General features: G+C 54.9%; 22 protein-coding genes and 2 tRNA genes. 15 read left to right on the plus strand and 9 right to left on the minus strand.

The features are described from left to right. The first annotated feature begins 6 nt into the window (after positions 1-6). Both IEX96_RS00375 and IEX96_RS00380 read left to right on the plus strand, forming a co-directional pair. Complete coding sequence (locus IEX96_RS00375) at positions 7-1,032, plus strand: glycosyltransferase family 4 protein (protein WP_188873290.1); 1,026 nt, start codon at positions 7-9, stop codon at positions 1,030-1,032. A gap of 64 nt (positions 1,033-1,096) precedes the next feature. Continuing rightward, positions 1,097-1,171 (plus strand) — tRNA-Gln (locus IEX96_RS00380). A 134-nt stretch (positions 1,172-1,305) separates the two neighbouring features. Here IEX96_RS00380 and ilvN read toward each other — a convergent pair. The 3 genes from ilvN to IEX96_RS00395 all read right to left on the minus strand — a co-directional run bounded on the left by ilvN (position 1,306) and on the right by IEX96_RS00395 (position 5,410). After that, positions 1,306-1,821 (minus strand): acetolactate synthase small subunit, encoded by a 516-nt coding sequence (ilvN, locus tag IEX96_RS00385; RefSeq protein ID WP_150004591.1) that lies wholly within the window; start codon positions 1,819-1,821, stop codon positions 1,306-1,308. Positions 1,822-1,866: 45 nt separating this feature from the next. Beyond that, positions 1,867-3,684 (minus strand): acetolactate synthase 3 large subunit, encoded by a 1,818-nt coding sequence (locus IEX96_RS00390; protein WP_150004592.1) that lies wholly within the window; start codon positions 3,682-3,684, stop codon positions 1,867-1,869. A 154-nt stretch (positions 3,685-3,838) separates the two neighbouring features. Continuing rightward, positions 3,839-5,410, minus strand: coding sequence for an EAL domain-containing protein (locus tag IEX96_RS00395; RefSeq protein ID WP_188873291.1), 1,572 nt, complete (start codon positions 5,408-5,410; stop codon positions 3,839-3,841). Positions 5,411-5,613: 203 nt separating this feature from the next. On the opposite strand from IEX96_RS00395, the gene IEX96_RS00400 reads away from it, so the two are divergent. After that, positions 5,614-6,705, plus strand: a complete 1,092-nt coding sequence (locus IEX96_RS00400; RefSeq protein ID WP_188873292.1) for a patatin-like phospholipase domain-containing protein — start codon at positions 5,614-5,616, stop codon at positions 6,703-6,705. A gap of 37 nt (positions 6,706-6,742) precedes the next feature. Here IEX96_RS00400 and IEX96_RS00405 read toward each other — a convergent pair whose 3' ends face one another. Further along, a complete protein-coding gene (locus tag IEX96_RS00405; RefSeq protein ID WP_150004595.1) occupies positions 6,743-8,581 on the minus strand; it encodes a cation:proton antiporter in 1,839 nt (612 codons plus the stop codon). Positions 8,582-8,735: 154 nt separating this feature from the next. On the opposite strand from IEX96_RS00405, the gene IEX96_RS00410 reads away from it, so the two are divergent. The 12 genes from IEX96_RS00410 to panC all read left to right on the plus strand — a co-directional run bounded on the left by IEX96_RS00410 (position 8,736) and on the right by panC (position 18,496). Beyond that, a complete protein-coding gene (locus tag IEX96_RS00410; RefSeq protein ID WP_188873293.1) occupies positions 8,736-8,909 on the plus strand; it encodes a hypothetical protein in 174 nt (57 codons plus the stop codon). A 105-nt stretch (positions 8,910-9,014) separates the two neighbouring features. Next, entirely contained in the window at positions 9,015-9,317 is a 303-nt protein-coding gene (gene rpoZ, locus IEX96_RS00415) for a DNA-directed RNA polymerase subunit omega (RefSeq protein ID WP_150004596.1), read from the plus strand. Positions 9,318-9,524: 207 nt separating this feature from the next. After that, complete coding sequence (locus IEX96_RS00420; protein WP_150004597.1) at positions 9,525-11,681, plus strand: RelA/SpoT family protein; 2,157 nt, start codon at positions 9,525-9,527, stop codon at positions 11,679-11,681. A gap of 62 nt (positions 11,682-11,743) precedes the next feature. Beyond that, the gene (gene pyrE / locus IEX96_RS00425) at positions 11,744-12,325 is read left to right on the plus strand and encodes an orotate phosphoribosyltransferase (RefSeq protein WP_150004598.1); all 582 of its coding nucleotides are present in this window, start codon (positions 11,744-11,746) and stop codon (positions 12,323-12,325) included. 33 nt (positions 12,326-12,358) lie between these two features. After that, positions 12,359-12,952, plus strand: a complete 594-nt coding sequence (locus tag IEX96_RS00430) for a DUF2062 domain-containing protein (RefSeq protein WP_150004599.1) — start codon at positions 12,359-12,361, stop codon at positions 12,950-12,952. Positions 12,953-12,960: 8 nt separating this feature from the next. Then, on the plus strand, positions 12,961-13,722 hold the full coding sequence (locus IEX96_RS00435) for a pyridoxine 5'-phosphate synthase (protein ID WP_188873294.1): 762 nt from the start codon (positions 12,961-12,963) through the stop codon (positions 13,720-13,722). Then, a complete protein-coding gene (gene acpS, locus IEX96_RS00440) occupies positions 13,722-14,150 on the plus strand; it encodes a holo-ACP synthase (RefSeq protein ID WP_150004807.1) in 429 nt (142 codons plus the stop codon). Before IEX96_RS00435 ends, acpS begins: the two co-directional genes overlap by 1 nt. A 127-nt stretch (positions 14,151-14,277) precedes the next feature. After that, on the plus strand, positions 14,278-15,060 hold the full coding sequence (gene lepB, locus IEX96_RS00445; RefSeq protein ID WP_229773428.1) for a signal peptidase I: 783 nt from the start codon (positions 14,278-14,280) through the stop codon (positions 15,058-15,060). A 13-nt stretch (positions 15,061-15,073) separates the two neighbouring features. Then, a complete protein-coding gene (gene rnc / locus IEX96_RS00450) occupies positions 15,074-15,766 on the plus strand; it encodes a ribonuclease III (RefSeq protein WP_150004601.1) in 693 nt (230 codons plus the stop codon). Next, positions 15,766-16,680 carry a GTPase Era gene (era, locus tag IEX96_RS00455; protein WP_150004602.1) on the plus strand — a complete coding sequence of 305 codons (915 nt, stop codon included), beginning with the start codon at positions 15,766-15,768 and terminating at the stop codon, positions 16,678-16,680. Before rnc ends, era begins: the two co-directional genes overlap by 1 nt. A 37-nt stretch (positions 16,681-16,717) precedes the next feature. After that, positions 16,718-17,464 (plus strand): DNA repair protein RecO, encoded by a 747-nt coding sequence (gene recO / locus IEX96_RS00460; protein WP_150004603.1) that lies wholly within the window; start codon positions 16,718-16,720, stop codon positions 17,462-17,464. A gap of 141 nt (positions 17,465-17,605) precedes the next feature. Continuing rightward, positions 17,606-18,496: a pantoate--beta-alanine ligase gene (gene panC / locus IEX96_RS00465; protein WP_150004604.1), complete on the plus strand. Its 891-nt coding sequence runs from the start codon at positions 17,606-17,608 to the stop codon at positions 18,494-18,496. Here panC and IEX96_RS00470 read toward each other — a convergent pair. From IEX96_RS00470 to galU, 5 genes are all read right to left on the minus strand, one after another. Further along, entirely contained in the window at positions 18,493-19,266 is a 774-nt protein-coding gene (locus IEX96_RS00470; protein WP_188873295.1) for a response regulator, read from the minus strand. The genes panC and IEX96_RS00470 overlap by 4 nt on opposite strands. Positions 19,267-19,323: 57 nt before the next feature. Continuing rightward, positions 19,324-20,790 (minus strand): magnesium transporter, encoded by a 1,467-nt coding sequence (gene mgtE, locus IEX96_RS00475; protein ID WP_229773430.1) that lies wholly within the window; start codon positions 20,788-20,790, stop codon positions 19,324-19,326. A gap of 82 nt (positions 20,791-20,872) precedes the next feature. Further along, positions 20,873-20,961 (minus strand) — tRNA-Leu (locus tag IEX96_RS00480). A gap of 84 nt (positions 20,962-21,045) precedes the next feature. Next, a complete protein-coding gene (locus IEX96_RS00485; RefSeq protein WP_188873296.1) occupies positions 21,046-22,398 on the minus strand; it encodes a UDP-glucose dehydrogenase family protein in 1,353 nt (450 codons plus the stop codon). Positions 22,399-22,410: 12 nt separating this feature from the next. Next, the gene (gene galU / locus IEX96_RS00490; protein WP_188873297.1) at positions 22,411-23,283 is read right to left on the minus strand and encodes a UTP--glucose-1-phosphate uridylyltransferase GalU; all 873 of its coding nucleotides are present in this window, start codon (positions 23,281-23,283) and stop codon (positions 22,411-22,413) included. Positions 23,284-23,437: the final 154 nt, after the last annotated feature.

Consider the following 23,437-nt stretch of genomic DNA (forward strand, 5'->3'; position numbering starts at 1 on the left):
CTAAGCGTGGGTGGGGAACTGTTGTTTGGTATAGGGGTTCTGGCGCTGATCATGGCATTGACCGTGTGTTTGCTGGCCAACCCGATTGCCAAAGCCCTAGGCGTGATGGATTTGCCTGATGGTGAAAATGGCCGCAAACGCCATGCACGCCCAACGCCTCTGGTCGGAGGGGCTGCCATTGTCTTGCCGGTATTGGTCAGCACATTTTTGTTTCAGCCGGGCTTTAACGGATTTCCGTGGATTGTCGGGCTTTCGATTTTTTTCATTTTTTTGATCGGTTTTTTCGACGATCGCAATCATGTGCAGCCGATCTGGCGCCTTGTTCTTTCCACCTTTATCCTGTCGGGGGCTTTGTTTCAGGTTCCGGATTTGCGGCTTGAGATTCTCTATTTCTCCTTTATCGAATCGCCTTTTATCCTGTCGCCGCTTGTGGCGGGCGGCTTTACCCTTGTGTGCCTTTTGGGCCTGCAAAATGCGGTGAATATGGCCGATGGCAATAACGGGCTGGTGATTGGCCTGTCCAGTTTATGGACGGCATTTTTGTTGTTTGCTGCTCCTGTTGAATTGCGCCCGATTTTGGTGACTCTGCTTGTGTCGCTTCTGGTGACACTTCACTTTAATGTGCGCGGGAAATTGTTTCTGGGGGATGCGGGAAGTTACTCTCTGGCCGTTCTGATTGGCATGCTGTCCATTTATGTGTTCAACCATAGCCGTATGGAACTGTCGGCGGATTTGGTCGTGCTGTGGTTTTTGATCCCGGTCCTTGATTGCATGCGGTTGATCGTCAGCCGTGTTAGCCGGGGCCGTGCACCCTTTGCTCCGGACCGGAATCACTTTCATCATGTGCTCTATGACAGCATGGCCTGGCGCTATGGATTGCCATGTTATCTGGCGCTTGTGGCCCTGCCGGGCGTAGCGGCCTTGATCTGGCCGGAATGGACGCTGGCCTTGATCGTTCTCACCTGCTTTTCCTATGGCCTGATCTATGTCTCGCTGACCCGTCGTCAAAGCTTATTGGGTCAACCACGATAAAGCTTGTTCTTGATACTTTACAGGCGCGTTCGGCTATGCTTTAAGAGCCTCGCTGACGCGCTAATGGGGCGTAGCCAAGTGGTAAGGCAACGGGTTTTGATCCCGTCATGCGCAGGTTCGAATCCTGCCGCCCCAGCCAGTCACCGACTGTGTAAATCAAAAACACAGCCGTCAGCTTTCAATCTTATTTTGGGTTTGATGCCCCATAAAAAGCCCCGCGCGAAGCAGGGCATTTTTCTTATATGTGTCTTTTCTTAAAGCCGAGGGGGGAAGCTAAAGCCCTTCCGCCCCACGGATAATGGCCGCAACGCCTGTGCGGGCCACTTCAACCAATCCCAATTCACGCATCAAGTCCACAAAGGCGTCGATTTTCTCTGGCGTTCCTGTCAGTTCGAAAATGAAGGATTTCGTGGTGGTGTCGATCACCCGGGCGCGAAATGCATCGGCAAGGCGCAGGGCTTCTACACGCTTTTCCCCGGAGCCAGCCACTTTCACCAATGCCAGTTCGCGTTCCAGATGTGGGCCATGGACGCTAAGATCCGTGACCTTTTGCACAGGCACCAGCCGTTCAAGCTGTGCTTTGATTTGTTCGACCACCATGGGGGTGCCTGTGGTGACGATGGTAATGCGCGACACATCATGGTCTGGTGAAACCTCGGCCACGGTCAGGCTTTCAATATTGTAGCCCCGGCCGGAGAACAGCCCTGCAACGCGGGCCAGAACCCCGGCTTCATTATCCACCACAAGGGCGATGGCGTGCCGGCCTATGCTTTGGTCGGATGATGGCATGATCGTAAGTCCTTTGGTCTTTATGGTGCGTTCGTGGCCGCCTGTTTAGACGAGAGCCTGCGCATCGCTGGAAAGTGGCGCGGAAATATCTTCCGGTCCCAAAATCATTTCATTATGGGCCGCGCCCGAAGGCACCATGGGGAAACAATTTTCCAATTGGGCCACCTGACAATCCACCAATACCGGGCCGGGCGTTTCGATCATGGTCTGGATCATGTCATCAAGCCGGGAAGCATCAGTGATTCGCAAGCCGGTCCAGCCATAAGCCTCTGCCAGTTTTACAAAATCGGGCAGGCTGTCGGAATAGCTTTCGGAATAGCGGCTTTCATAGGTCAGTTCCTGCCATTGGCGCACCATGCCCATATATTCATTATTCAGGATGAAAATTTTCACCGGCAAACGATATTGCGTGGCTGTTGCCAACTCTTGGATATTCATCTGGATCGAGGCCTCGCCCGCAATGTCGATCACCAAGGCATCGGGAAAGGCCAACTGCGCCCCAATGGCGGCGGGTAAGCCATAGCCCATGGTGCCAAGCCCTCCCGATGTGAGCCAGTGATTGGGCTTTTCAAAACCAAAATACTGCGCCGCCCACATCTGATGCTGGCCCACTTCGGTACTGATAATGGGGGCCCGGTCTTTGGTCAGGCTATGAAGGCGGGCAATGGCATGTTGCGGCAAGATGACAGGGCCGGATTGTTCAAAGGCCAAACATTTGCGGTCGCGCCAGCCGTTAATTTCAGCCCACCAGCGTTTGTGATCGCCTTCTAAAGGTGTTTTCTTGCGGTCTTCCCACAAGGCCAGAATATCTTCCAGAACATGGCCGGCATCCCCCACGATACCCAGATGCACCGGTACATTCTTGTTGATGGACGAACGGTCGATATCGATATGGATCTTGGTGGCATGGGGCGCAAAGGCATCCACACGGCCGGTCACCCGATCATCAAAGCGCGCACCGACACATAACATGACATCGCACGCATGCATGGCCATATTGGCTTCATAGGTGCCGTGCATGCCCAGCATTCCCAAAAATTGCGGGTCGCTTGCCGGCATGGCCCCAAGCCCCATCAAGGTGGAGGTGACGGGGAAGCCGGTGGTGCGGGCAAAGCGGCGCAAGGCATCCGATGCTTGGGGCCCTGCATTGATTACGCCGCCGCCGGAGTAAATGATGGGCTTTTTGGCCCCCGCCAGCATGGCCACGGCCTTTTCTACCAGCGCCCGATCTCCCTTCACCTGCGGACGGTATGTACGATGGGACACCCCGTTGGGACGCTTATAGGGGGCGGGGTCCACTTGAATATCTTTGGGCAGATCCACCACCACCGGGCCGGGCCGCCCGGATGTGGCCACATGGAAGGCCTCGAAGATCACATGGGCAAGCTGGTCCGATTCTTTCACCAGATAATTATGCTTGGAGCAATGCCGCGTAATGCCAACGGTATCGGCTTCCTGAAAGGCATCATTGCCGATCAGATGGGTGGCCACCTGGCCTGTGAGCACGACAATGGGGATGGAATCCAGCATGGCATCGGTGATGCCGGTCACAGCGTTGGTGGCCCCGGGGCCTGATGTCACCAGAACCACGCCGGGTTTGCCAGAGGCGCGCGCATAGCCTTCGGCGGCGTGCACAGCGGCTTGTTCATGGCGCACCAGAATATGTTTGATTTTTGATTGCCGGAACAGTTCATCATAAAGCGGCAGAACAGCGCCACCGGGATAACCGAAAATCACCTCGACCTTCAGATCCGCCAAAGCCCGCATCACCAGGGCCGCACCACTCATCATTTCCGGTGCGTTGCTTTGATGATCGGCGGGCGAAGGGGGCTCTTCTAATGGCTGCTTTTCGGCGGTTGTCATCGGTCGTTCCTGAAATGTCTGCTATGGGGGCGCAGTGATAGCTGCACCCGTATCAGACCACGACTAATGGCGAAATCTTCTACTGTCAAACAACAAAATGAAAGATATGGAAAGATAATTTATATATAGCAGTTGTAATGTTATAAAAATGCGATCAATCGACATTTTCCAAAGCGCCGCGCATGTCTTGGGGAAGGGTCAGTTTCGGGCGACCGAAAAGATATCCTTGTCCCATATCTACGCCAATGGATTGCAAGAGCTCGAATTGGGCAGGGGTTTCAACCCATTCCCCGACGGTGCGGATTTTCAGATCGCGGCACAAAGTGGACATGGCATGTAAAAAGGCCCGGCTTTCCGGATCGTTTTCCGCGTCACGCACATAACTGCCGTCAATTTTGACAATATCCACTTTCAAATGGCGCAGATATTGAAAACCTGAAAGCCCTGCACCAAAATCATCCAGACAAACGGCAAAGCCCAAAGCACGGATCTTGTTAATGGCTTCCCCCAAGGCATCCAGATCGGAAATCTGGGCGGATTCGGTGACTTCGATCAGCAGACGCCCGGCCAGTTCCTTGTTTTGTTTGAGATCGGCTTCCAATCGCTCGACAAAGGCGGCGGTGGTCAGCGAACGGGCCGAGAGATTGACAGCAATGCTGGCGGGAGCCCCGCGGGAAACCAGATGCCGCAATTTTGCGACCACCGATTCAAACATGATCTGGTCGAAATCTCCGATCATGCCCACTTCTTCCGCGAAAGTGATCAGTTCATAGGGCGAGCTGCCGCGTTTATCAAAGCGCACCAACGCTTCCACATGGTGCATCTTTTGTGTGCTGAGCGAGATGATGGGCTGATAAGCAATATCGAATTGGCGCTCTTTTAATAAGGATCGCAAAGTCTGGATGCGTTTGCGGGTGTCCTCCATCTTTTCGGTGTAATTTTCAGACAGGTCTTGCAGGCTGAAGTCTGGGGATTCTTCGGAGAATTTTCGGATGGAATAGACCAGCGCCTTTGCGGCATCGGACCCGTCGCCCAGGGTTTCCGCATCCAATGTCGCCGATTCAAAGCGTTGGCCGGTGGTGCTGGCCAAGGTATCCATCAAGCGTTGGGCATCGCCTTCATTCGTAGCTTCATGGACAAGGGCAAAGCGGCCATCCCCCAGTTCGGTGGCATTTTTACCGCCCAGAGACAAAGCGGCAAGCTGGCGCTCGAAACCTTGTTTGTCCCGGCCCTGCATGTGCTTGTTCATTTGCAGCATGCTGACCAGAATGTCGCTATTGGCGTTTTTTTCGCCTTCTTCCAGAATATCGGGCAGACGCCTTAGAAAACTTTCCATATCCGCAAGGGGCGCATTGGATTCGGCGTCCGGGCCATCCAGCCGGTTCAACGACATGGCAACGATATGGGTGCGGGTGGCATTGCTTGACAAGCGGGATAAAAACAAGCCGATGCGGCGACGGGTGTCCACCGTTGCGCCAAAGCCCACCCGTACGGGGCCAAGCCGGAGTATCCCCCCTAAAAGAGACAATCCTGATTGCAAAATGACGGCATCATCGGCGGAGACGAAATCGGTAATCGGGCGCCCAATCGCTGATTGGGCCTTATCAATGCCGATCCATTCCAGCGCCCCTTCAATACGTGAAATTCGCTGAGATTCATCAATTTCAATAAAAACGTCGCCAACGCTAAAGGCATATGCAACAAAAATATCACTCTTGTCGGCCATCTAGCTCCCCTTGGTCCCTGCCCGGAAACACAGATAATCACAAATATCTTGAGGAAATCTGAAGATGAGTGCGCGCAGAAACAACACCCGGAAAAAGCGTGTGCAAAATGATGGCCCGTCCATGTTTTGAACATGGGGCGCTTTTGGCATAAGGCATAACGGGTTGCCTGAACGGTTCAAGAAGACAAAACAAGATCGGTGATATGTCGAAAAATGATTTCAAACTGCTAAGTATTCGGGCGGGCCACCATGCCCGACGGCTTATTCGCAAGGAAGGCGGCCTAGAGCCTTCGCGCATCAAGCTGATGGTCGGCGCATCGGGCGGTCCGAAATGGCTCGCCTTGGCGCGGTTGGATCGGGCCATTTTGCGCCATTGGATCGTTGGTCGCACCCAATCTATGGACCTTTTGGCGTCCTCCATCGGCACGTGGCGGTTTGCTTGTTATGCGCAGCCCGATCCTTTGAAAGCATTGGCGCGCTTTGAAGAGGCCTATTTGGACTATCGACCGGAAAAGGGCCAGACAGCCGACAAGATCACCCGTGACAGCTATGCCATTCTTGGCGATATTCTTGGTGAAGATGGTGGAGCGGCCATGTTTCAGGGGCCCATGCGCCTTGCGGTGATGGCGGTCCGTGGGCGGCATGTGCTGAATACGGACCGGCGCGTGCCTTTGGGCGTGGGCTTGGCGGCGGCCGCTTTGGGAAATATGGCGCATCGTTCGGCCTTGGGGCTGTTTTTCGAACGGGCTTTGTTCGCTGATCCGCGCAGCGATTGCTCTTATACTGCGTGGTCCGGCTTTCCCATGCGGCGATTGAACCTGACAGCAGATAATCTGCCCCATGCGATCATGGCGTCTTGCTCGATCCCCATGTTGCTGAATGGGATCACAATCCCCGGTGCGCCCAAAGGGCTTTATCGGGATGGCGGCATTATTGATTATCATTTTGACCTGCCGTTTTTTCACCATGACCCGGACGGCCTTGTTTTATATCCACATTTTACGGACCGCATCATACCGGGATGGTTCGATAAACATCTGGGCTGGCGGAAGGCGCGTGCCGAGAATGCATCCAATGTGGTTTTGGTTGCACCATCGGCTGAATTTGTGTCGCGCTTGCCCTATGGGAAAATTCCCGACCGCAAGGATTTCACCACATTGGAAACAGAAGACCGCATTCGTTATTGGCGGTTGGTTCTGGATGAAACGGAACGCTTGTCCGATGCGTTTGAAACCTTGATCGAAACAGGGCAATTTGCCGGTCAGGTGCAGCCAATTTTAGGGGAGGCGGAATAAGGTTTCCTCTTTTCCGCCGCGCTTTCTTGCCCTTTCGTCAATCGGCCTTGGCCTTGGTTTTGGCCTCGTCTTCTGTTGCCATATCCGTTTGGACGGCCAGATAGGCCACTTTCCAGCCCGTAGACACATGGAATGTGGCTTCTTCAGAAAAGGGAAGTAATTTCCCTTGGGGAGATATGGCGAACAGCATCGGCTCTGTGCCGCCCGTTTTTTCCAATAAGCTGGTAAAGGGGAAATCTTCGCTGATACGGGTCAGGTGGATTTTGCGCCCTGCCGCCAATTCCTGTTCCAGAAAATCCAGCGTTACTTTTTCCTTGAAGAGCAAGCGTCCCCGGAAATTGAACGCCACCGTTTCGCTTTCCTTGTCGAGACTATGCTGGTCGCGCCGGACCGTAAAGACATTGGCCGTGCCGAATTCCTGTCGATAGCGCAAACAGGCCAAGGCGTTCAAAGATGGGCGATGGGAAAGCGCCAACATCATGCCCAATCCCACCAGATCCAGTTTCCGATCCGCCAATTCCGAAACGGCATTGCCAAAGAATGTGGGAATACCAAGCATTCGCGCCCGACTGGATTGCGACCAAGAGGCATCGGCAAGCAAAACGCGAATGCCATTTTCTTGAAATATGCTGGCCAGCTTCAAAGCCACCGGATTGCCGCCCACAATCAACACACCGCTCGCTTCGGGCTCCGCCACCTTCAACAGCTTTGCCAAGGGGCGGGATGTGAGGCTGTGTATGACCACGGTGACGACGATCACCGAAAAGGTAAGGGGAACAAGCAAATTGCCTGCCTCGATCCCCGCCGCTTCAAGGCGCAAGCCAAATAAAGCGGATACCGCCGCGGCAACGATCCCCCGTGGCGCCATCCAGCCCAGAAGGGCGCGTTCCGACCATGGCATGTCCGACCCTAATGTGGAGGCAAGGGCGGTTAACGGGCGGGCAACAAACAAGATAGCCAGCAAAACGACCACCAATCCCGGCCCCAAAAGCGCCAGACTTTCCAGCTCGATGCGGGCCGCCAAAACGATGAACAGCACCGATATCAGCAAAACGGAAAGGCTTTCCTTGAAATCGAGAATGCCGTCTTTGGGCATGCCGGGGATATTGGCCATCACAAGGCCCATCACCGTTACCGCCACCAGACCGCCTTCATGGCCGATCATATTGGCGCAAACAAAGGTCAGCAAAACCGCGCTCAAGGTGGTCACATTCCGCAAGAAATCCGGAATAAGGTGCTTTTTTAAAACCAGACCCAAAAGCGCCCCTGCCGCACCGCCCAAGGCTCCGCCCAGCAAAAACAGTTTGCTTAATTCCACGAAAGGGCTGGTTTGCTGGATAGAGCCGGCCAAAACCACCTCGAACACCACCACAGCCAGCACCGCACCGATGGCGTCGATCAAGATGCCTTCCCAATGCAAAACCCGCGACAGGCGTTCGCTGGGGCGCACCGAGCGCAACAAGGGGATGATCACCGTCGGGCCGGAAACACAGGTGATGGCCCCAAATAAAATGGCAATGGACCAGTTGAAATGGAGGGCCATATGGGCCGAAATGGCAATCACGCTCACTGTAATCAGCACGCCGATGGTGATCAGCCGCACCACAATATTGCCCGCGCCCTTGATATCGGAAAAGCGCAAAGTGAGCGCCCCTTCAAACAGGATAATCGCCACGCCAAGCTGAACGCCGGGGAATAAAAGATCACCGAAAATCGCATCGGGATCTAAAAGTCCGCTGATGGGGCCCGCCAGAAAACCAAGCAACAGCAAAGGCAAGATGGATGGAAAGCGAAATCGTGCCGCCAGCCATTGGGCAAAAATTCCTGCGGCAAGGATGAAGGCGAGAACGGTTGCCGGATCGTCAAGAATGTGCATGCGGTCAGCCTTTTCGCTCTGTGCCTTGTGGGCATATGGGGGCGGCACGCCACTATATAGAAAGATATCCAGCCTTGGCGTGGAACCACGCAGGGGTTCAGACGTTTATACAATAGTTCGAGTATAATCGTGTCAAAAACATGAGAAAGAAGAAATGGTGAAAACCGTTATGGAGAAAGAAAAAAAACGTAAAAAGACGCCGTCGCCGGAGGGTAAGAATGGCTCGGTGGATGAGGCTCTGGATGAAACTTTCCCTGCCAGTGATCCGCCAAGTTACAGTACACCCCACAAGTCTGAACCGCCCATAGGCAAGAAGAAACAGAAATAAGGCCCATAAGGGCAGATTGTCAGTCTTTACAGACGATCAAGAAAGCTGTAGAGAGGCGACCTTAGGAATTTCCATCAGTATTTTCGGTCCGTCAAGGAGCATCGCATGGCCCGCGTAACCGTCGAAGATTGCGTCGATAAAGTTACGAATCGATTTGAACTCGTTTTGTTCGCTGCCCAGCGTTCGCGTCAGATCTCGTCCGGCGCCACTCCGCAGGTAGACCGGGACAATGACAAAAACCCTGTGGTTGCCTTGCGTGAAATCGCTGAAGAAGTGAGCTCGCCTGCCGCCTTGCGGGAGTCGGTGGTCCAAAGCATGCAAAAGCATGTGGAAGTGGATGAGCCGGAAGAAGACGATATGGCGATGATGATGCGTGCGCGCCGTGGCGAAGGCATGGGCGAGGGCTGAAAACAGCTCTAAAGCCATTCCTTTGGTGCTTTTTTGCACGGGATAATGATGATGAAATAAACGGCCTCGCTTTATGAAAAGCGGGGCCGTTTGCATTTGCTGGCCGATTTACACGCCTTCCCCTTCCCACACGCTTGGAAACCGCCTATTTCAATAGAAAGCGAATTTGTGGCCTTCGGGCGATGTGTGAAAGGGAAAAAACGGGCGGTGATACGGCAATATGAGCTGGTGGAACGGGTGCGGTCTTATGATCCCAAGGTGGACGAGAGCCTTTTGAACCGTGCCTATGTCTATTCCATGAAGGCACATGGAACGCAGCTTCGTGCATCGGGTGATCCCTATTTCTCGCATCCTTTGGAAGTGGCGGGCATTCTCACCGATATGAAGCTTGATAGCGCCACCATCGCAACGGCTCTGTTGCATGATGTGGTGGAAGACACCGATGCCAAAGTAGAAGAATTGGCGGAGATGTTCGGGCCGAAAATCGCCGAACTGGTGGATGGGGTGACAAAATTGTCCCGCATCGAAATGCAGACCGAACATGCCCGCCATGCGGAAAATTTCCGCAAATTTGTTCTCGCCATGTCCAATGACATCCGGGTGTTGTTGGTGAAGCTGGCGGACCGGCTGCATAATATGCGCACGCTGCATTATATCAAAAAGCCGGAAAAGCGCCGGCGCATAGCCATGGAAACCCTTGAAATCTATGCGCCCCTGGCCGAGCGGATCGGCATCCGAGACATCAAGGAAGAACTGGAAGAGCTGTCGTTCCAGCAGATCGAGCCAGAGGTCTGGGAAACCGTTAATGCGCGCCTTGGCTATTTGCGCGATGAAGCGGGAACGCTGGTGGATGAGGTGGTGGAGGAATTGGTAGATACCATGCGCGCCGAAAAGGTGCCGGCACAGGTGAGCGGGCGGGAAAAACGCCCCTATTCCATCTGGCGCAAAATGGAAAGTACCAATGCCCCGTTCGAGCAGATTTCCGATGTGATGGCCTTTCGCATCGTGGTGGAAGATCTGCCCACCTGTTATCGCGCCTTGGGCATCGTGCACGGAAAATGGTCGATGGTTCCGGGTCGCTTCAAAGATTATATCTCGACGCCCAAGCGCAATGGCTATCAATCGCTGCACACCACGGTGATCGGGCCAAAGCGCACACGCATCGAAATCCAGATCAGAACCCGCGAAATGCACGAAATTGCCGAACTGGGCGTGGCAGCGCATTGGCAATATAAGCAATCGGCGGAAAAGGTGGACGGGTCGCGCTATCGCTGGATCCGGGCGCTTTTGGAAATTCTGGAGAATGCCTCTACACCGGAAGAGTTTTTGGAACATACCAAGCTGGAGATGTTCAACGATCAGGTGTTTTGCTTCACCCCCAAGGGCGATCTGATTTCCCTGCCGAAAGGGTCCACCCCTGTTGATTTTGCTTATGCCGTGCATACGGAAATCGGCAATCATTGTGTAGGGGCAAAGGTTAATGGCCGGCTGCTGCCATTGCGCCATCAACTGCATAATGGCGATCAGGTGGACATTCTTACTTCGAAGGGGCAAGAGCCAAGCCCGCGCTGGGAAAATTTCATTGTCACAGGAAAAGCGCGGTCGGCCATCCGGCGGGCGGTGCGCCAAAACCAGCGTGAAGAATATGAAGGCTTGGGCAAAACCATATTGGAACGCGCGTTCGAGGCGGAAGATCTCGATTTTTCAGAACGGGCTTTGACGTCTTCGTTGTTGAAGCTCAAACGCCAGACCATCGAGGATGTCTTTTTCGATGTGGGGCAGGGGCATTTGTCTGCTTATGATGTGATTTTAGCGGCCTTTCCCGGCCTGAAGCTGAAAGAAGATCATAAAAGACTTCCGCCTGTGACACGGGATTGGAGCGGCGATTGGGCCAAAGAACGCAATGGGGCGTCTGCCATCCCGATTTCCGGGCTGACGCCGGGTATGGCGGTGCATCTCAGCGATTGCTGCCACCCTTTGCCGGGCGACAGAATTGTTGGAATTTTGACCCAAGGCCAAGGGGTTATGGTTCATACCATTGATTGCGAGGAACTGTCTGATTTCTCTGAAGCGCCGGAGCGCTGGTTGGACCTTGCCTGGCAGACGCAAGAGGATACGCCCGCCTTTTTTGCCGGCCGGTTGAAATTGATTGTGCTCAATGAAATGGGCGCCCTTGCCAATATTGCTTCGCTGGTGGCAAAGCAGGGCGGGAATATCTCCAATCTCAAGATCACCGAGCGGGACCACGAGTTCTACACAATGCTCGTCGATGTGGAGGTGCGCAATGTGCGGCACCTGATCGAGATATTGACCAGCCTGCGGGCGTCGCGGGGGGTTAATTCTGCGGACCGCCTGCGGGAATGAGCTTTGCCTGTTACGGCATGTTAAACACTAAAGGCTATCATCAAGGATAAGGAGTGGGCGTAATGGATCAACAGGCCGTGCTCGGTGAATTTCGTGCGGCGCAAGCGCTTTTGGAAGGGCACTTTCTTTTGTCGTCGGGCCTTCATAGCTCGGTTTATTTGCAATGTGCGCGGGTTTTGATGAATCCCGAACGGGCGGCGCGATTGTGTCGGGCACTGGCTTTCAAGGTGCGTGCACGTTTTGGTGAAATTCCGTTGGTTGTCTCACCTGCCATGGGCGGCGTAATTGTTGGCTATGAAATGGCGCGGCAATTGGGCGCAGACTCTATCTTTACCGAACGTGTTGGCACAAAGTTCAGTCTTCGCCGTGGTTTTGCCATTAAACCGGGCCAAAGAATTCTTATGGTGGAAGATGTTGTAACAACCGGCTTATCGTCCCGGGAATGTATCGAAACGATCACGGCACATGGCGGTTCGGTGGTTGCGGCGGCATGTCTCATCGACCGATCAGGTGGAAAAGCCGATATCGGCGTCCCACTTGTGGCATTGGCGCAAATCGATGCACCACTCTATAAGCCCGATGCTCTGCCCGATGCATTGCGGCATGTGCCTGCGGTGAAGCCGGGTAGCCGAAACCTTGTGTAACGACCTTTTTTAATCAGGACGGTGTCATCTTCGATGTTGTTTCGTCGCAAAATACCACTCAATCTTTGGCAAAAGGTCCGTCAGGGCCTATGGCCGAAAAGCGGCTGGTCGCGTGCGGCGCGTTATGTGTGGCATCGTCTGGCCCGGTTGAAAGATAGCGCGCACGGTGTGGCTGCTGGTGTGGCATCGGGCGTTGCCATTTCTTTCACGCCCTTTATGGGCTTTCACCTGATTGGCGCCATGGGGATCGCTTTGGCGGCGCGGGGCAATGTGATTGCCGCGTGGATTGGTACATTGATTGGCAATCCCTGGACATTTCCGTTTATCTGGGTGGCGATTTACCGGCTGGGAAGCTGGATGATCGGCAACCGGATGGATGAAGGGGCGCACCATCTGAGCTTTGATCTTCTTGTGCACCATCCCACGGCGGCGCTTGGCCCGTTGCTGCTGCCTATGGCCATTGGCGGCCTGCCCATTGCGCTGATTTCATGGTTTGTAAGCTATTGGCTGGTGCGGCGATCCATTGAACGGTTTCAGGCCGCACGCCGGATAAAGCTGGAAATGGTGCGCAAGCGGCTGCCCAAAAAGGAGGGCAGGGCGGTGTCTCGGGATATGAAACGGGCGTGAGGCGATAAGTGAAGCATTTGCGATTGGGTGTGAATATCGATCATGTGGCGACCGTGCGCAATGCGCGGGGTGGCCGCCATCCCGATCCGGTGCGTGCGGCCATGTTGGCGGCGGCGTGTGGCGCCGACCAGATCACCGCCCATCTGCGGGAGGATCGCCGCCATATTACCGACCGTGATATCGAGCGGTTGATGGTGGAAAGCCCTGCGCCTTTGAATATGGAAATGGCGGCCACCCGCGATATGTTGGCGATTGCTTTGCGCCATAAGCCCTTTGCCATTTGTATTGTGCCGGAACGCCGCGAAGAGCTCACCACCGAGGGTGGACTGGATGCGGTTGCGGGTTTTGATGCTTTGGTCCCGATCGTTGGGGCCCTGGCCGATGCAGGGTGCCGCGTGAGCTTGTTTCTCGATGCCGCAAAACGGCAACTGGATGCGGCCCAAAGATTGGGTGCCCATGCGGTGGAACTGCATACGGGCGCTTATGCCAATGCCACGGGTGCTGAACAGCTGGCTATTTTGGACGGCTTGAAATCTGCGGCCAAACACGGAGCGGCTCTGGGGCTTGAAATGCATGCGGGGCACGGCCTGACTTACGATAATGTGACGCCGGTGGCGGCCATTGCCGAGATCGAGGAACTGAATATCGGCCATTATCTGATCGGCGAGGCCATTTTTGTCGGGCTGGAAGCATCGCTGGGCCGTATGCGTATGCTTATGGATCAGGCCCGCAGGCAAAAAGTGATGGTACAAAGTGGCGCGGCCTCATGATTGTTCTGGGAATGGGCAATGATATGATCGATATCCGCCGCATCGAACGGTCGTTGGAGCGTTGGGGCGAGCGCTTCATCAATCGGGTCTATACGGATATCGAAATCGAGAAATCCGAACGCCGTGCCAATCGCGCTGCCAGCTATGCCAAGCGCTTTGCAGCCAAAGAGGCCTGCGCCAAGGCGTTGGGGACGGGGTTTAACAAAGGCGTTTATATGCGCGATCTGGGGGTGGTTAATTTACCCGGCGGCAAACCCACCATCGCGTTAACCGGTGGGGCGGCCCGGCATCTGGAAAGCATCACGCCGACCGGCTTTGTGGCGCGGCTGGACCTGACCATCACGGATGATGATCCATGGGCGCAAGCCATTGTGTTAATCAGCGCTATTCCTTTAGAATATGCCGCGATGATGAAGCCGCTGACTTGACATTCCTCCCTTTGCTCGGCTTGATGCCCGCTCATGGAAAGGCCCCAATATGAATGATGGCGAAATCAGGACGAAAGTCACAGGATCAGACGCGTCATATGCGGCAAAAAAAGAGGCGGGTGAGCCAGTGGGATTGGGACGTCAAATCAAGGAGCTGGTGCGCTTCGTTCTGTCGGTAGCGGTGATTGTGCTGGGCGTGCGCACCTTTTTGTTCGAGCCGTTCAATATCCCGTCGGAATCCATGTTGCCCACCTTGATGGTTGGTGATTATCTGTTTGTTTCCAAATATCCTTATGGCTATTCGCACCATTCCATCATCACCAGCCCCGATCTGTTTTCCGGCCGTATTCTGGACCGGGCTCCCAAGCGCGGCGATGTGGCGGTGTTCAAACTGCCCCGCGATAATAAAACCGATTATATCAAACGGGTGATCGGATTGCCCGGTGATCATATTCAGATGCGCGATGGCCATCTGTTTATCAATGATCAGGCTGTCGAGCGGCAGCGTATTGAAGATTTCGTTGTGGAGGTGTCCGAAAACACCATCTGTTCGGCTCCGTTTTTAGAAACGGCTGAAGATGGCAAGGATTATTGCCGCTATCCGCAATATCGTGAAACCTTACCCAATGCGGTGAGCTACAATACGCTGGATCTCAATCCGGCAGGGCCCAGTGATAATACGCGCATGTTCGTTGTGCCTGCGGGCCATTATTTCATGATGGGCGATAACCGCGACAATTCCCTTGATAGCCGCCGCCCGCAATCCACCGGTGTGGGCTATGTTCCGGCGGAAAATCTGGTGGGCCGCGCCGAGATGATTTTCTTCGCCACCGATGGGGGCGCCCATATCTGGGAACCGTGGTTCTGGTTCCAATCCATGCGGTATAAGCGCTTTTTCTCTTTTTTATAAGTGATCCTACCCGATGACGATTTTGGACGAGGACAGCCTTCGCCGGGCACAAGACCTGTTGGGATATGGCTTTGATCAGCCAGATCTTTTGGCTGCGGCCCTGACCCATCCCTCTTTGGGGGGGGCGCCCAATTATCAAAGGCTGGAATTTCTGGGAGACAGGGTTCTTGGGCTGGTGATTTCCCATTGGCTATATGAAACCTATCCCGATGAAGCGGAAGGAAAGCTCAACCGCCGGTTCACAGCGCTTGTGCGGAAAGAAACACTTGCCCATATCGCGCTGGCGCTTGGTCTTGCACCCTTTATCAGGCTGGAAGCCGGGGCGCAGGCGGAAGGCACCCATGAAGCCCCCGGCGTTTTGGCCGATATATGCGAAGCGGTGATCGGGGCGATCTATCTGGATGGCGGGCTGGCTCCTGCCCAGCATTTCATTAAAACCCATTGGTCGGCATCCATGAAGAATGGGCCGCAGGCTTATCGGGATGCAAAAACGGCCTTGCAAGAATGGGCGCAAGGGCGTGGCTTACCGCTTCCCTGTTATCAACTGGTTGGCCGCACCGGGCCTGACCATAACCCGAAATTCGAGATAGAAGTGTCGGTGAAGGAGGCGGGGACCGCGCGGGCCCATGGACCATCGAAACGGCAGGCAGAGCAGCAAGCCGCGACACATTTATTGGAAAAATTGGCACCTGAAAGAGATATCTGATGCAAAATGTGACCCAAGGTGCAGAAACCACCTGTGGCTTTATCGCCTTGATCGGTGCGCCCAATGCGGGGAAATCGACACTTTTGAATGCCTTGGTGGGGCAAAAAATTGCCATTGTCAGCCATAAAGTGCAAACCACGCGGACGCGGCTGACCGGCATTGCCATTGAAGGCCAAAGCCAGCTTGTGTTTGTGGATACGCCGGGTATTTTTGCGCCCAAGCGCAGGCTGGACCGGGCGATGGTGGCTGCAGCGTGGGAAGGTGCGCAAGATGCGGATCAGGTGGTTTTCCTGATTGATGCCGCCAAGGGTATCCGTGCCGATGAACAAAAGATCATTGATGGGCTTTCAGAAGCGGGCCGTAAGGTGATCGTGGCGCTTAATAAAGTGGATAGCGTCAAGCGCGACCGGCTGTTGGCCTTGGCGCAAGCGGTGGATGCTGCAGGCGTGGCCGCCGAGATTTTCATGATCTCTGCCCTTACGGGGGATGGCGTGCAGGATCTGAAAACGCATCTGGCAAAGAATTTGCCCAAAAGCCCGTGGCTTTATCCCGAAGATCAGATCACCGATATCACCACCCGTGTTTTGGCGGCGGAAATCACCCGCGAAAAGATTTTTTTACGGCTTCATCAGGAACTGCCTTATGGCATCACCGTCGAGACGGAAAAATGGGAAGGCCGCAAGGACGGGTCCATCGAGATTCATCAGGTGATCCATGTGTCGCGGGATGGCCATAAGGGTATCGTGATCGGCAAGGGCGGACAGACATTGAAAGCCATTGGTGAAACTGCGCGGCTGGATATGGAAACCATGATGGGCCAAAGGGTGCATCTGTTCTTGTTTGTGCGGGTAACCGAACGCTGGGCGGAAGACCGCGAACATTATCTGGCAATGGGCCTTAATTACGTAGACTGATCTTTTCATCCTTTGCGGCTATTGATCGCCTTTTCTTATGGAATGGACCGAACCGAGCTTGATCCTGTCCGCCGGCCGGCATGGGGAACACCATGCCATCGTCGATTTGCTGACCGCGAGCCGGGGCCGGTGGCGCGGTTTGGTGCGCGGCGGAAAAGGGCGGCGCTTGTCCGGCATTTTGCAACCGGGCAATGAAGTGGAGGCTCACTGGCGCGCCCGCCTTGAAAGCCAGCTTGGCGCTGCCACCATTGAACTGCGCCAAGGCCGCGCCGGTGCATTATTGGGAGAGCCGCGCCGTTTATCGGCGCTGGTGTCTGTCTGTGCCACATTGGCCGCATGCTTGCCGGAACGGGAAGCGCATCCGGCGGTCTATGAAGCCGCGACGGCGTTTTTTGATCTCTTGTCTGACGAGACGATGGAGTCCGTGGATTGGGGCCCGGCTTTGGTGCGGCTGGAAGTGGGGTTGTTGGCCGATCTGGGCTATGGCCTTGATCTCAAGGCCTGTGCCGCGACGGGTGTTTTGGACGATCTTGTTTATGTGTCGCCCAAATCCGGACGGGCGGTAAGCGCGAAGGCGGGAAAACCCTATCATGACCGGCTGTTGCCCTTGCCCGCATTTCTGACGGGGCAACAAACCGGCCCGATAACGGCAAAAGCGGTGAGCGATGGATTGTTCTTGACGGGTTTTTTCCTTGAGCGTTTGGTCCGAGAAAGCCATGCTCGGCCCTTGCCGCAAGAGCGGCAAAGGCTTTTGCAGGCCTTCAAGGATGAAGGAACGGCTTGATCGATGTGGCTTGGGCCCGGTCTTGGCTGTTTTACCCAATGCACAAGATCAGCGAGAGGGCGGGCAATCACTCGCGCTTGCCGATCATGCTGCACTGCGGTAAAAGGGCTGGCTTTATAGTTTAGCGTACGAGGATAAAGGATGACCACACAGGTAAAAGCACCGGCAAAGTCAGGGGCCCCGCAAGGGACCACCGCTGTGGTGCGCACGGTGGCCGATCTTCGGGCGCATGTGGCGGCTTGGCACGGGCAAGGTCTTCGTGTCGGGTTGGTGCCAACCATGGGAGCGCTGCACCATGGGCATTTGTCGCTGATTGACCGTCTGGCCGATCATGTTGACCGGGTGATCGTGTCGATCTTCGTCAATCCCGCGCAATTCGGCCCCAATGAAGATTTCTCCGCCTATCCCCGGCGTGAGGCACAGGATCTGGCTGCCCTTGAAACCGTGGGGGCCGATCTTGCCTATCTGCCTGATGTGAAGGTTATGTATCCGCAAGGTTTTCGCACCAATATTCATGTGAAAGGCCTGAGCGAAGGTCTGGAAGGGGATGTGCGGCCCGGGCATTTCGATGGCGTGGCCACAGTGGTGATGAAGCTGCTGATGCAATCGCAGTGCGATTGCGCCATCTTCGGGGAAAAGGACTTCCAGCAATTTGCGGTGCTGCGCCGTCTTGTGATCGATCTGGATCTGCCTGTGGAGATTGTGGCAGGTCCCATCATCCGCGAGCCCGATGGTCTGGCCGCGTCTTCGCGCAATGTCTATTTGAATACAGAACAACGCCGCATTGCCGGACAGTTGAATCTGGTGCTGGCGGACTTGCGCCGCCGTGCCATGGCGGGCGAGGATTTGCGTGTTCTTGAACAGGAAGGCGAAAAGGCTTTGCTCGCCAAAGGGTTCGACCGGGTGGATTATGTGCGCTTTTGTAATGCCGAAAGCCTTGAAACGGCTGAGGATTTAGCGGCTCCGGTGCAGTTGTTGGCGGTGGCTGTTCTGGGAAAAACCCGGCTGCTGGATAATGTGCAGATCGGTTAATGCTCTTGCGTGGCGGATGTGGTTCCCAACCCGGTTTCCCCCGCATGAATGAAGCGTGGATCTTGGCACAAGACATCATAATACCTGCACAAAATGCCAATATCTGCGGCCCAGGGCGCGCGTAATTTCCGGAAGATCTGATGCAAGGCATCAGGAAAGCGCACCCATTGTGACGGGCTTTCGCTGCTTTCTTCCAACAGATGGGCGACCCGCCCCATGATCTCGATTCGGTGGATCAGGCGCGTACCGTAATCTTGCGGCATGGATTGAATCTCCCGGTGCAGACGTTCAAAAACATGATCGATTAAGGCCGGATCGTTTTTGATCTGGCCAAGCACCGGTTCGATGGGGCTCATGCTTTCCAAAGCGCTGATGGCGTTAAGACGGGCCGTGCGGGGCAGGCCGCGAAAACCGCAGATAAGCCAAAAAGCCAGCCGGTCCATCAAATGGGCAAGATCGCCCCCCTTCAATAAAAAATCATCGCCGCCACATTCCAGACCGCGCAGCATGTCCTGTGCTGTATCATTGGCGGATAAAAACAGGATCGGGCAGGGGCGCAGACCGTTTTCCAAAAGGTGCGTGACCATGGCATGTCCGCTCATATCCGGCATTTCCACATCGGAAACGATCAAGGCCAGATGCCGCTCGCGCACCAGTTCCAGCGCCTCGCGCCCGCCAGAGCAGAGCTTTACGGAAAATCCGCGTTTTTGAATGGCGGCCCCGTAAAGCCGGGCAATAGCCGGATCATCGTCGATCAACAGGATCGTCACATCCGCCTCACGTCACTGCATAATCGGCGGTTCCGGCTCATTATATGTTCGTCTTTCCTAAACGAGAACCAGCGCCGCCAGCCCTAAAAATGCGAAGAACCCGACCACATCTGTGATGGTGGTCACAAAAACGCTGGATGCGACCGCCGGGTCCACGCCAAACCTATCGAGTATCATGGGGACCATTATGCCCGATAGCCCTGCCACCACCATATTGATGATCATCGCTGTGGCCAAGACAAGGGATAATAATATATCGCCAAACCAGATCATCCCGACAATCGCCACAACAATGGCAAGGCCAACGCCATTGATCAGGGCAACGATCAGTTCTTTGTTCACAATGCGCATGGCATTGGCGGGGGAAAGCTCTTTGGTGGCCAGCGCACGCACGGCAACGGCCATGGTCTGGGTACCGGCATTGCCGCCCATAGAGGCGACAATGGGCATCAAAACCGCCAGCGCCACCATGGCTTCAAGGGTTGCATCGAACAGGCCGATCACCAGAGAGGCCAGCACCGCCGTGCCCATATTCACAAATAGCCAGATAAAGCGCGTTCGGCTGACATCTCGGATGGAGACGTTCACATCGCCTTCACTCACACCGGCCAGTGCCAGAATATCTTCCTGTGCCTCGTCCTCGATAACGCCGACAATATCATCAACGGTGATTACCCCCACCAGACGGCCATAATCATTGACCACCCCTGCGGAAATCAGATGGTATTTGGCAAATTGCCGGGCCACTTCTTCCTGGTCTGTGGTCACATGCATGATATGCGGATCGGGATTCATCACATCCTTGATCCGCATGGGGCGTTTGCAGCTTAAAACACGCGACAAGGGAACGGTACCGATGGGCCGGTAGGCAGGGTCCACAACGATCAGTTCATAAAAATCATTGGGAGACTGGTCAACTTCCTGCGCGCGCAGAAAATCGATGGTCTGACCGATGCTCCAGAATTCCGGTACGGCCACCAGATGGCGTTGCATCAGGCGACCGGCGCTGTCCTCGGGGAAGGCGAGGCCTTCTTCCAGGGCTGTTCGGTCTTCACGGGTCAGAGCATGCAGCACTTTTTGCTGCGATTCGGCGTTCAGGTCTTCAAGGATGTAAACCGCGTCATCGGTATCAAGCTGCTTGACCGCATCGGCAATAATGCTGGGTGAGATGACCTTGACCACATCATCGAACGCGGCGCCTTCCAGTTCCGAAAGGAAATTGGGGTCTAGCGCATCCGCCACAAGCCGGGCCAAAGAGCGCCGCTCCTCGGACGATAAAACCTCGAACAGATCGGCGATATCCGCCACATGCAGATCCGCCACAAGGGCGCGGGCTGTGTCTGTGTCGTCAGCCTGGATCGCATCAACGATGGCGCGGACAAAATCCGGCTGGAGATGGATATCCATGCCGTAATTCGGATCCTGCTGGCCAGCGTCGGGGGTGGTGCCCTGCATATTATCTTCAGGAGTGCTGGAGGCGCGATCCGATGTCGTCAGATCGTCGCGATCTTCCGGCGTGGTCATTGGGCGCTTCCTTATGCAAAATGGTTGCGTTCACATCCCAAGATAAACGAAAGCCCGCAGGCGGTCACCTGCGGGCTTTCATTGGTGCGGACGAGAAGACTCGAACTTCCACGGGGGATAAGCCCCACAGCGACCTCAACGCTGCGCGTCTACCAGTTCCGCCACGTCCGCGAGGGACTTGCCGTATAGCCAAGCATTGACAGCCTCGCAAGGGGAAAGATGGAATTTTTTAAAAAAGATTCCCCATTTTTCCCATCAGCTATCGGTTGCGGTTAAAGAGGCAGCGGCGATAGAGGAGGCCGCACCACCGCGGCCGATGCCATAATATTCAAATCCTTTCGCCTGCGGCTCTCCCCGTGCATAAATGTTGCGTAAATCCACCAGAATACGATTTTTCAAAAGGTCGCCTGCGCGATCAAAGTCCAAGGCACGGAATTGGTTCCATTCGGTGACGATCACCAAAATATCCGCGCCATTCATGCACTCATAGGCACCGTCGCAATAGGTGATGTCGGGAAGAAGTTTCTTGGCTTCTGCCATGCCTTCAGGGTCATAGGCGTGGATGGTTGCCCCCGCCTTCAGCAGGGCAGGCACAATATCCAATGAGGGGCTGTCGCGCATATCATCGGTATTGGGCTTGAAGGTGAGCCCCAACATGGCCACCCGTTTGCCTTTGGCCGATCCGCCCAGAGCCGCGATGATACGGTCTGCCATGGCGCGTTTCCGGTTGTCATTGGCATCCACGGTGGCCTGCACAATGCGCAAAGGTGTGTCCACCTGTTGGGCGGTGCGTAATAGAGCCAGCGTATCTTTGGGGAAGCAACTGCCGCCATAGCCGGGGCCAGCGTGCAGGAACTTTTTCCCGATGCGGTTATCAAGGCCGATGCCCTTGGCCACATCCTGTACATCCGCGCCCAATTGTTCGCACAGATCGGCCATTTCATTGATAAAGCTGATCTTGGTGGCCAAAAAGGCATTGGCAGCATATTTGATCAGTTCGGCGCTTTCGCGGCGGGTAAACATCACCGGCGTTTCATTCAGGAACAAAGGCCGATACAGTTCTCTCATAACATTCTGGGCGCGTTCGGATGTGGTGCCCACCACCACCCGATCCGGGTGCATGAAATCGGTGATGGCGGCGCCTTCGCGCAGAAATTCAGGGTTGGATGCCACATCCCATTCTTTGTCGGGGGCATGTTCCATCAGAATTTCTTCGATTTTTGCGCCGGTCCCCACGGGCACCGTGGATTTGGTTACCACCACCGTATAGCCATAAAGTAGGCTGGCAACTTCTTCCGCCGCTTTCATCACATAGCTGAGATCCGCATGGCCATCGCCCCGGCGTGACGGTGTGCCCACGGCAATGAACACCGCGTCAGACGCCCCGACGCTATCGGCAAGGCGGGTGGAAAAATCCAAACGCCCGGCTTTCACATTGCGGTCCACCAAGCTATCAAGGCCGGGTTCGAAAATAGGAATGTCCCCGGCTTTGAGGGCTTTGATTTTGTCATCATTCACGTCAACACAGGTGACATGATGTCCGAATTCCGAAAAGCAGGCGCCTGAAACAAGCCCCACATATCCCGTTCCCACAATCGTTACACGCACGAAACGACTCCCTTATAAACTTAGTGATTTCAGATAATCTGCCAGATCGCTTCCCAGATCTTCTCGTTCCAGCGCCAAAGAAATGGTGGCCTTCAAAAAGCCCAGCTTGTCGCCGCAATCATAGCGCGTGCCTTCAAAACGCAGGCCGTGAAAAGGTTGATGGCCGATCAGGCGGGCCATGGCATCGGTCAGTTGAATTTCACCGCCGGCGCCGCGTTCTTTGCGTTCAAGGGCATCAAAAATATCCGGTTGAAGAATATAACGCCCGATGATCGACAGGGTGGACGGGGCATCTTGCGGTTTTGGTTTTTCCACCAGGCCTTTTACTTCAGACAGAGCGCCATCCACAGCGCCCACATCCAGAATGCCATAGCGGCTGGTATGGTCGCGGGGCACATCCATCACCGCAACCAGATTTCCGCCGGTCTTTTCATAAGCGGTGATCATTTGCTGCAGGCACGGCACGTCGGATTTTACCAGATCATCGGGCAAAAGCACGGCGAAGGGCTCATCACCCACCAGATTGCGGGCACACCATACAGCATGGCCAAGCCCTAAAGGCTTTTGCTGGCGGGTATAGCTGACGCCCCCGGCCTTGGGGATGATGGAGCGTACTGTTTTCAGCGCATCATCCTTGCCGCGCTCTGTTAATGTGGCTTCCAATTCGAAAGCATGGTCGAAATGGTCTTCCAAAAGATATTTGCCGCGGCCGGTGATAAAGATCACCTCTTCAATTCCGGCGGCAAAGGCTTCTTCCACAGCATATTGGATGATGGGCTTGTCCACCACTGGCAGCATTTCTTTTGGCATGGCTTTTGTTGCAGGCAAAAAACGTGTTCCAAGCCCTGCAACAGGCATTACGGCCTTGCGTACCCGTGCTTTCATGCAGATTCCCCTTCCGATACCCTGTTCCTATCGTTGATATGCGCCTATCAAAACCACTGAAAAGCCCAACAACGATCCTTTGCGCGTTCTTATGAACACCGTTTTTACGATATTAGGCCAAATGCTTGGCACAACACGAAAAAAAACGCACCTT

The sequence above is a fragment of the Iodidimonas muriae genome, from assembly GCF_014647255.1.
GTDB classification, from domain to species: Bacteria; Pseudomonadota; Alphaproteobacteria; order Sphingomonadales; family Rhodothalassiaceae; genus Iodidimonas; species Iodidimonas muriae.

Bases quoted from the DNA above. Each gene is read 5' to 3' on its own strand.
- ilvN (WP_150004591.1), bottom strand. From the start codon at position 1,821: ATGCCATCATCCGACCAAAGCATAGGCCGGCACGCCATCGCCCTTGTG.
- IEX96_RS00390 (WP_150004592.1), bottom strand. From the start codon at position 3,684: ATGACAACCGCCGAAAAGCAGCCATTAGAAGAGCCCCCTTCGCCCGCC.
- IEX96_RS00395 (WP_188873291.1), bottom strand. From the start codon at position 5,410: ATGGCCGACAAGAGTGATATTTTTGTTGCATATGCCTTTAGCGTTGGC.
- IEX96_RS00400 (WP_188873292.1), top strand. From the start codon at position 5,614: ATGTCGAAAAATGATTTCAAACTGCTAAGTATTCGGGCGGGCCACCAT.
- IEX96_RS00405 (WP_150004595.1), bottom strand. From the start codon at position 8,581: ATGCACATTCTTGACGATCCGGCAACCGTTCTCGCCTTCATCCTTGCC.
- IEX96_RS00410 (WP_188873293.1), top strand. From the start codon at position 8,736: ATGGTGAAAACCGTTATGGAGAAAGAAAAAAAACGTAAAAAGACGCCG.
- rpoZ (WP_150004596.1), top strand. From the start codon at position 9,015: ATGGCCCGCGTAACCGTCGAAGATTGCGTCGATAAAGTTACGAATCGA.
- pyrE (WP_150004598.1), top strand. From the start codon at position 11,744: ATGGATCAACAGGCCGTGCTCGGTGAATTTCGTGCGGCGCAAGCGCTT.
- IEX96_RS00430 (WP_150004599.1), top strand. From the start codon at position 12,359: ATGTTGTTTCGTCGCAAAATACCACTCAATCTTTGGCAAAAGGTCCGT.
- rnc (WP_150004601.1), top strand. From the start codon at position 15,074: ATGACGATTTTGGACGAGGACAGCCTTCGCCGGGCACAAGACCTGTTG.
- era (WP_150004602.1), top strand. From the start codon at position 15,766: ATGCAAAATGTGACCCAAGGTGCAGAAACCACCTGTGGCTTTATCGCC.
- recO (WP_150004603.1), top strand. From the start codon at position 16,718: ATGGAATGGACCGAACCGAGCTTGATCCTGTCCGCCGGCCGGCATGGG.
- panC (WP_150004604.1), top strand. From the start codon at position 17,606: ATGACCACACAGGTAAAAGCACCGGCAAAGTCAGGGGCCCCGCAAGGG.
- mgtE (WP_229773430.1), bottom strand. From the start codon at position 20,790: ATGACCACGCCGGAAGATCGCGACGATCTGACGACATCGGATCGCGCC.
- galU (WP_188873297.1), bottom strand. From the start codon at position 23,283: ATGAAAGCACGGGTACGCAAGGCCGTAATGCCTGTTGCAGGGCTTGGA.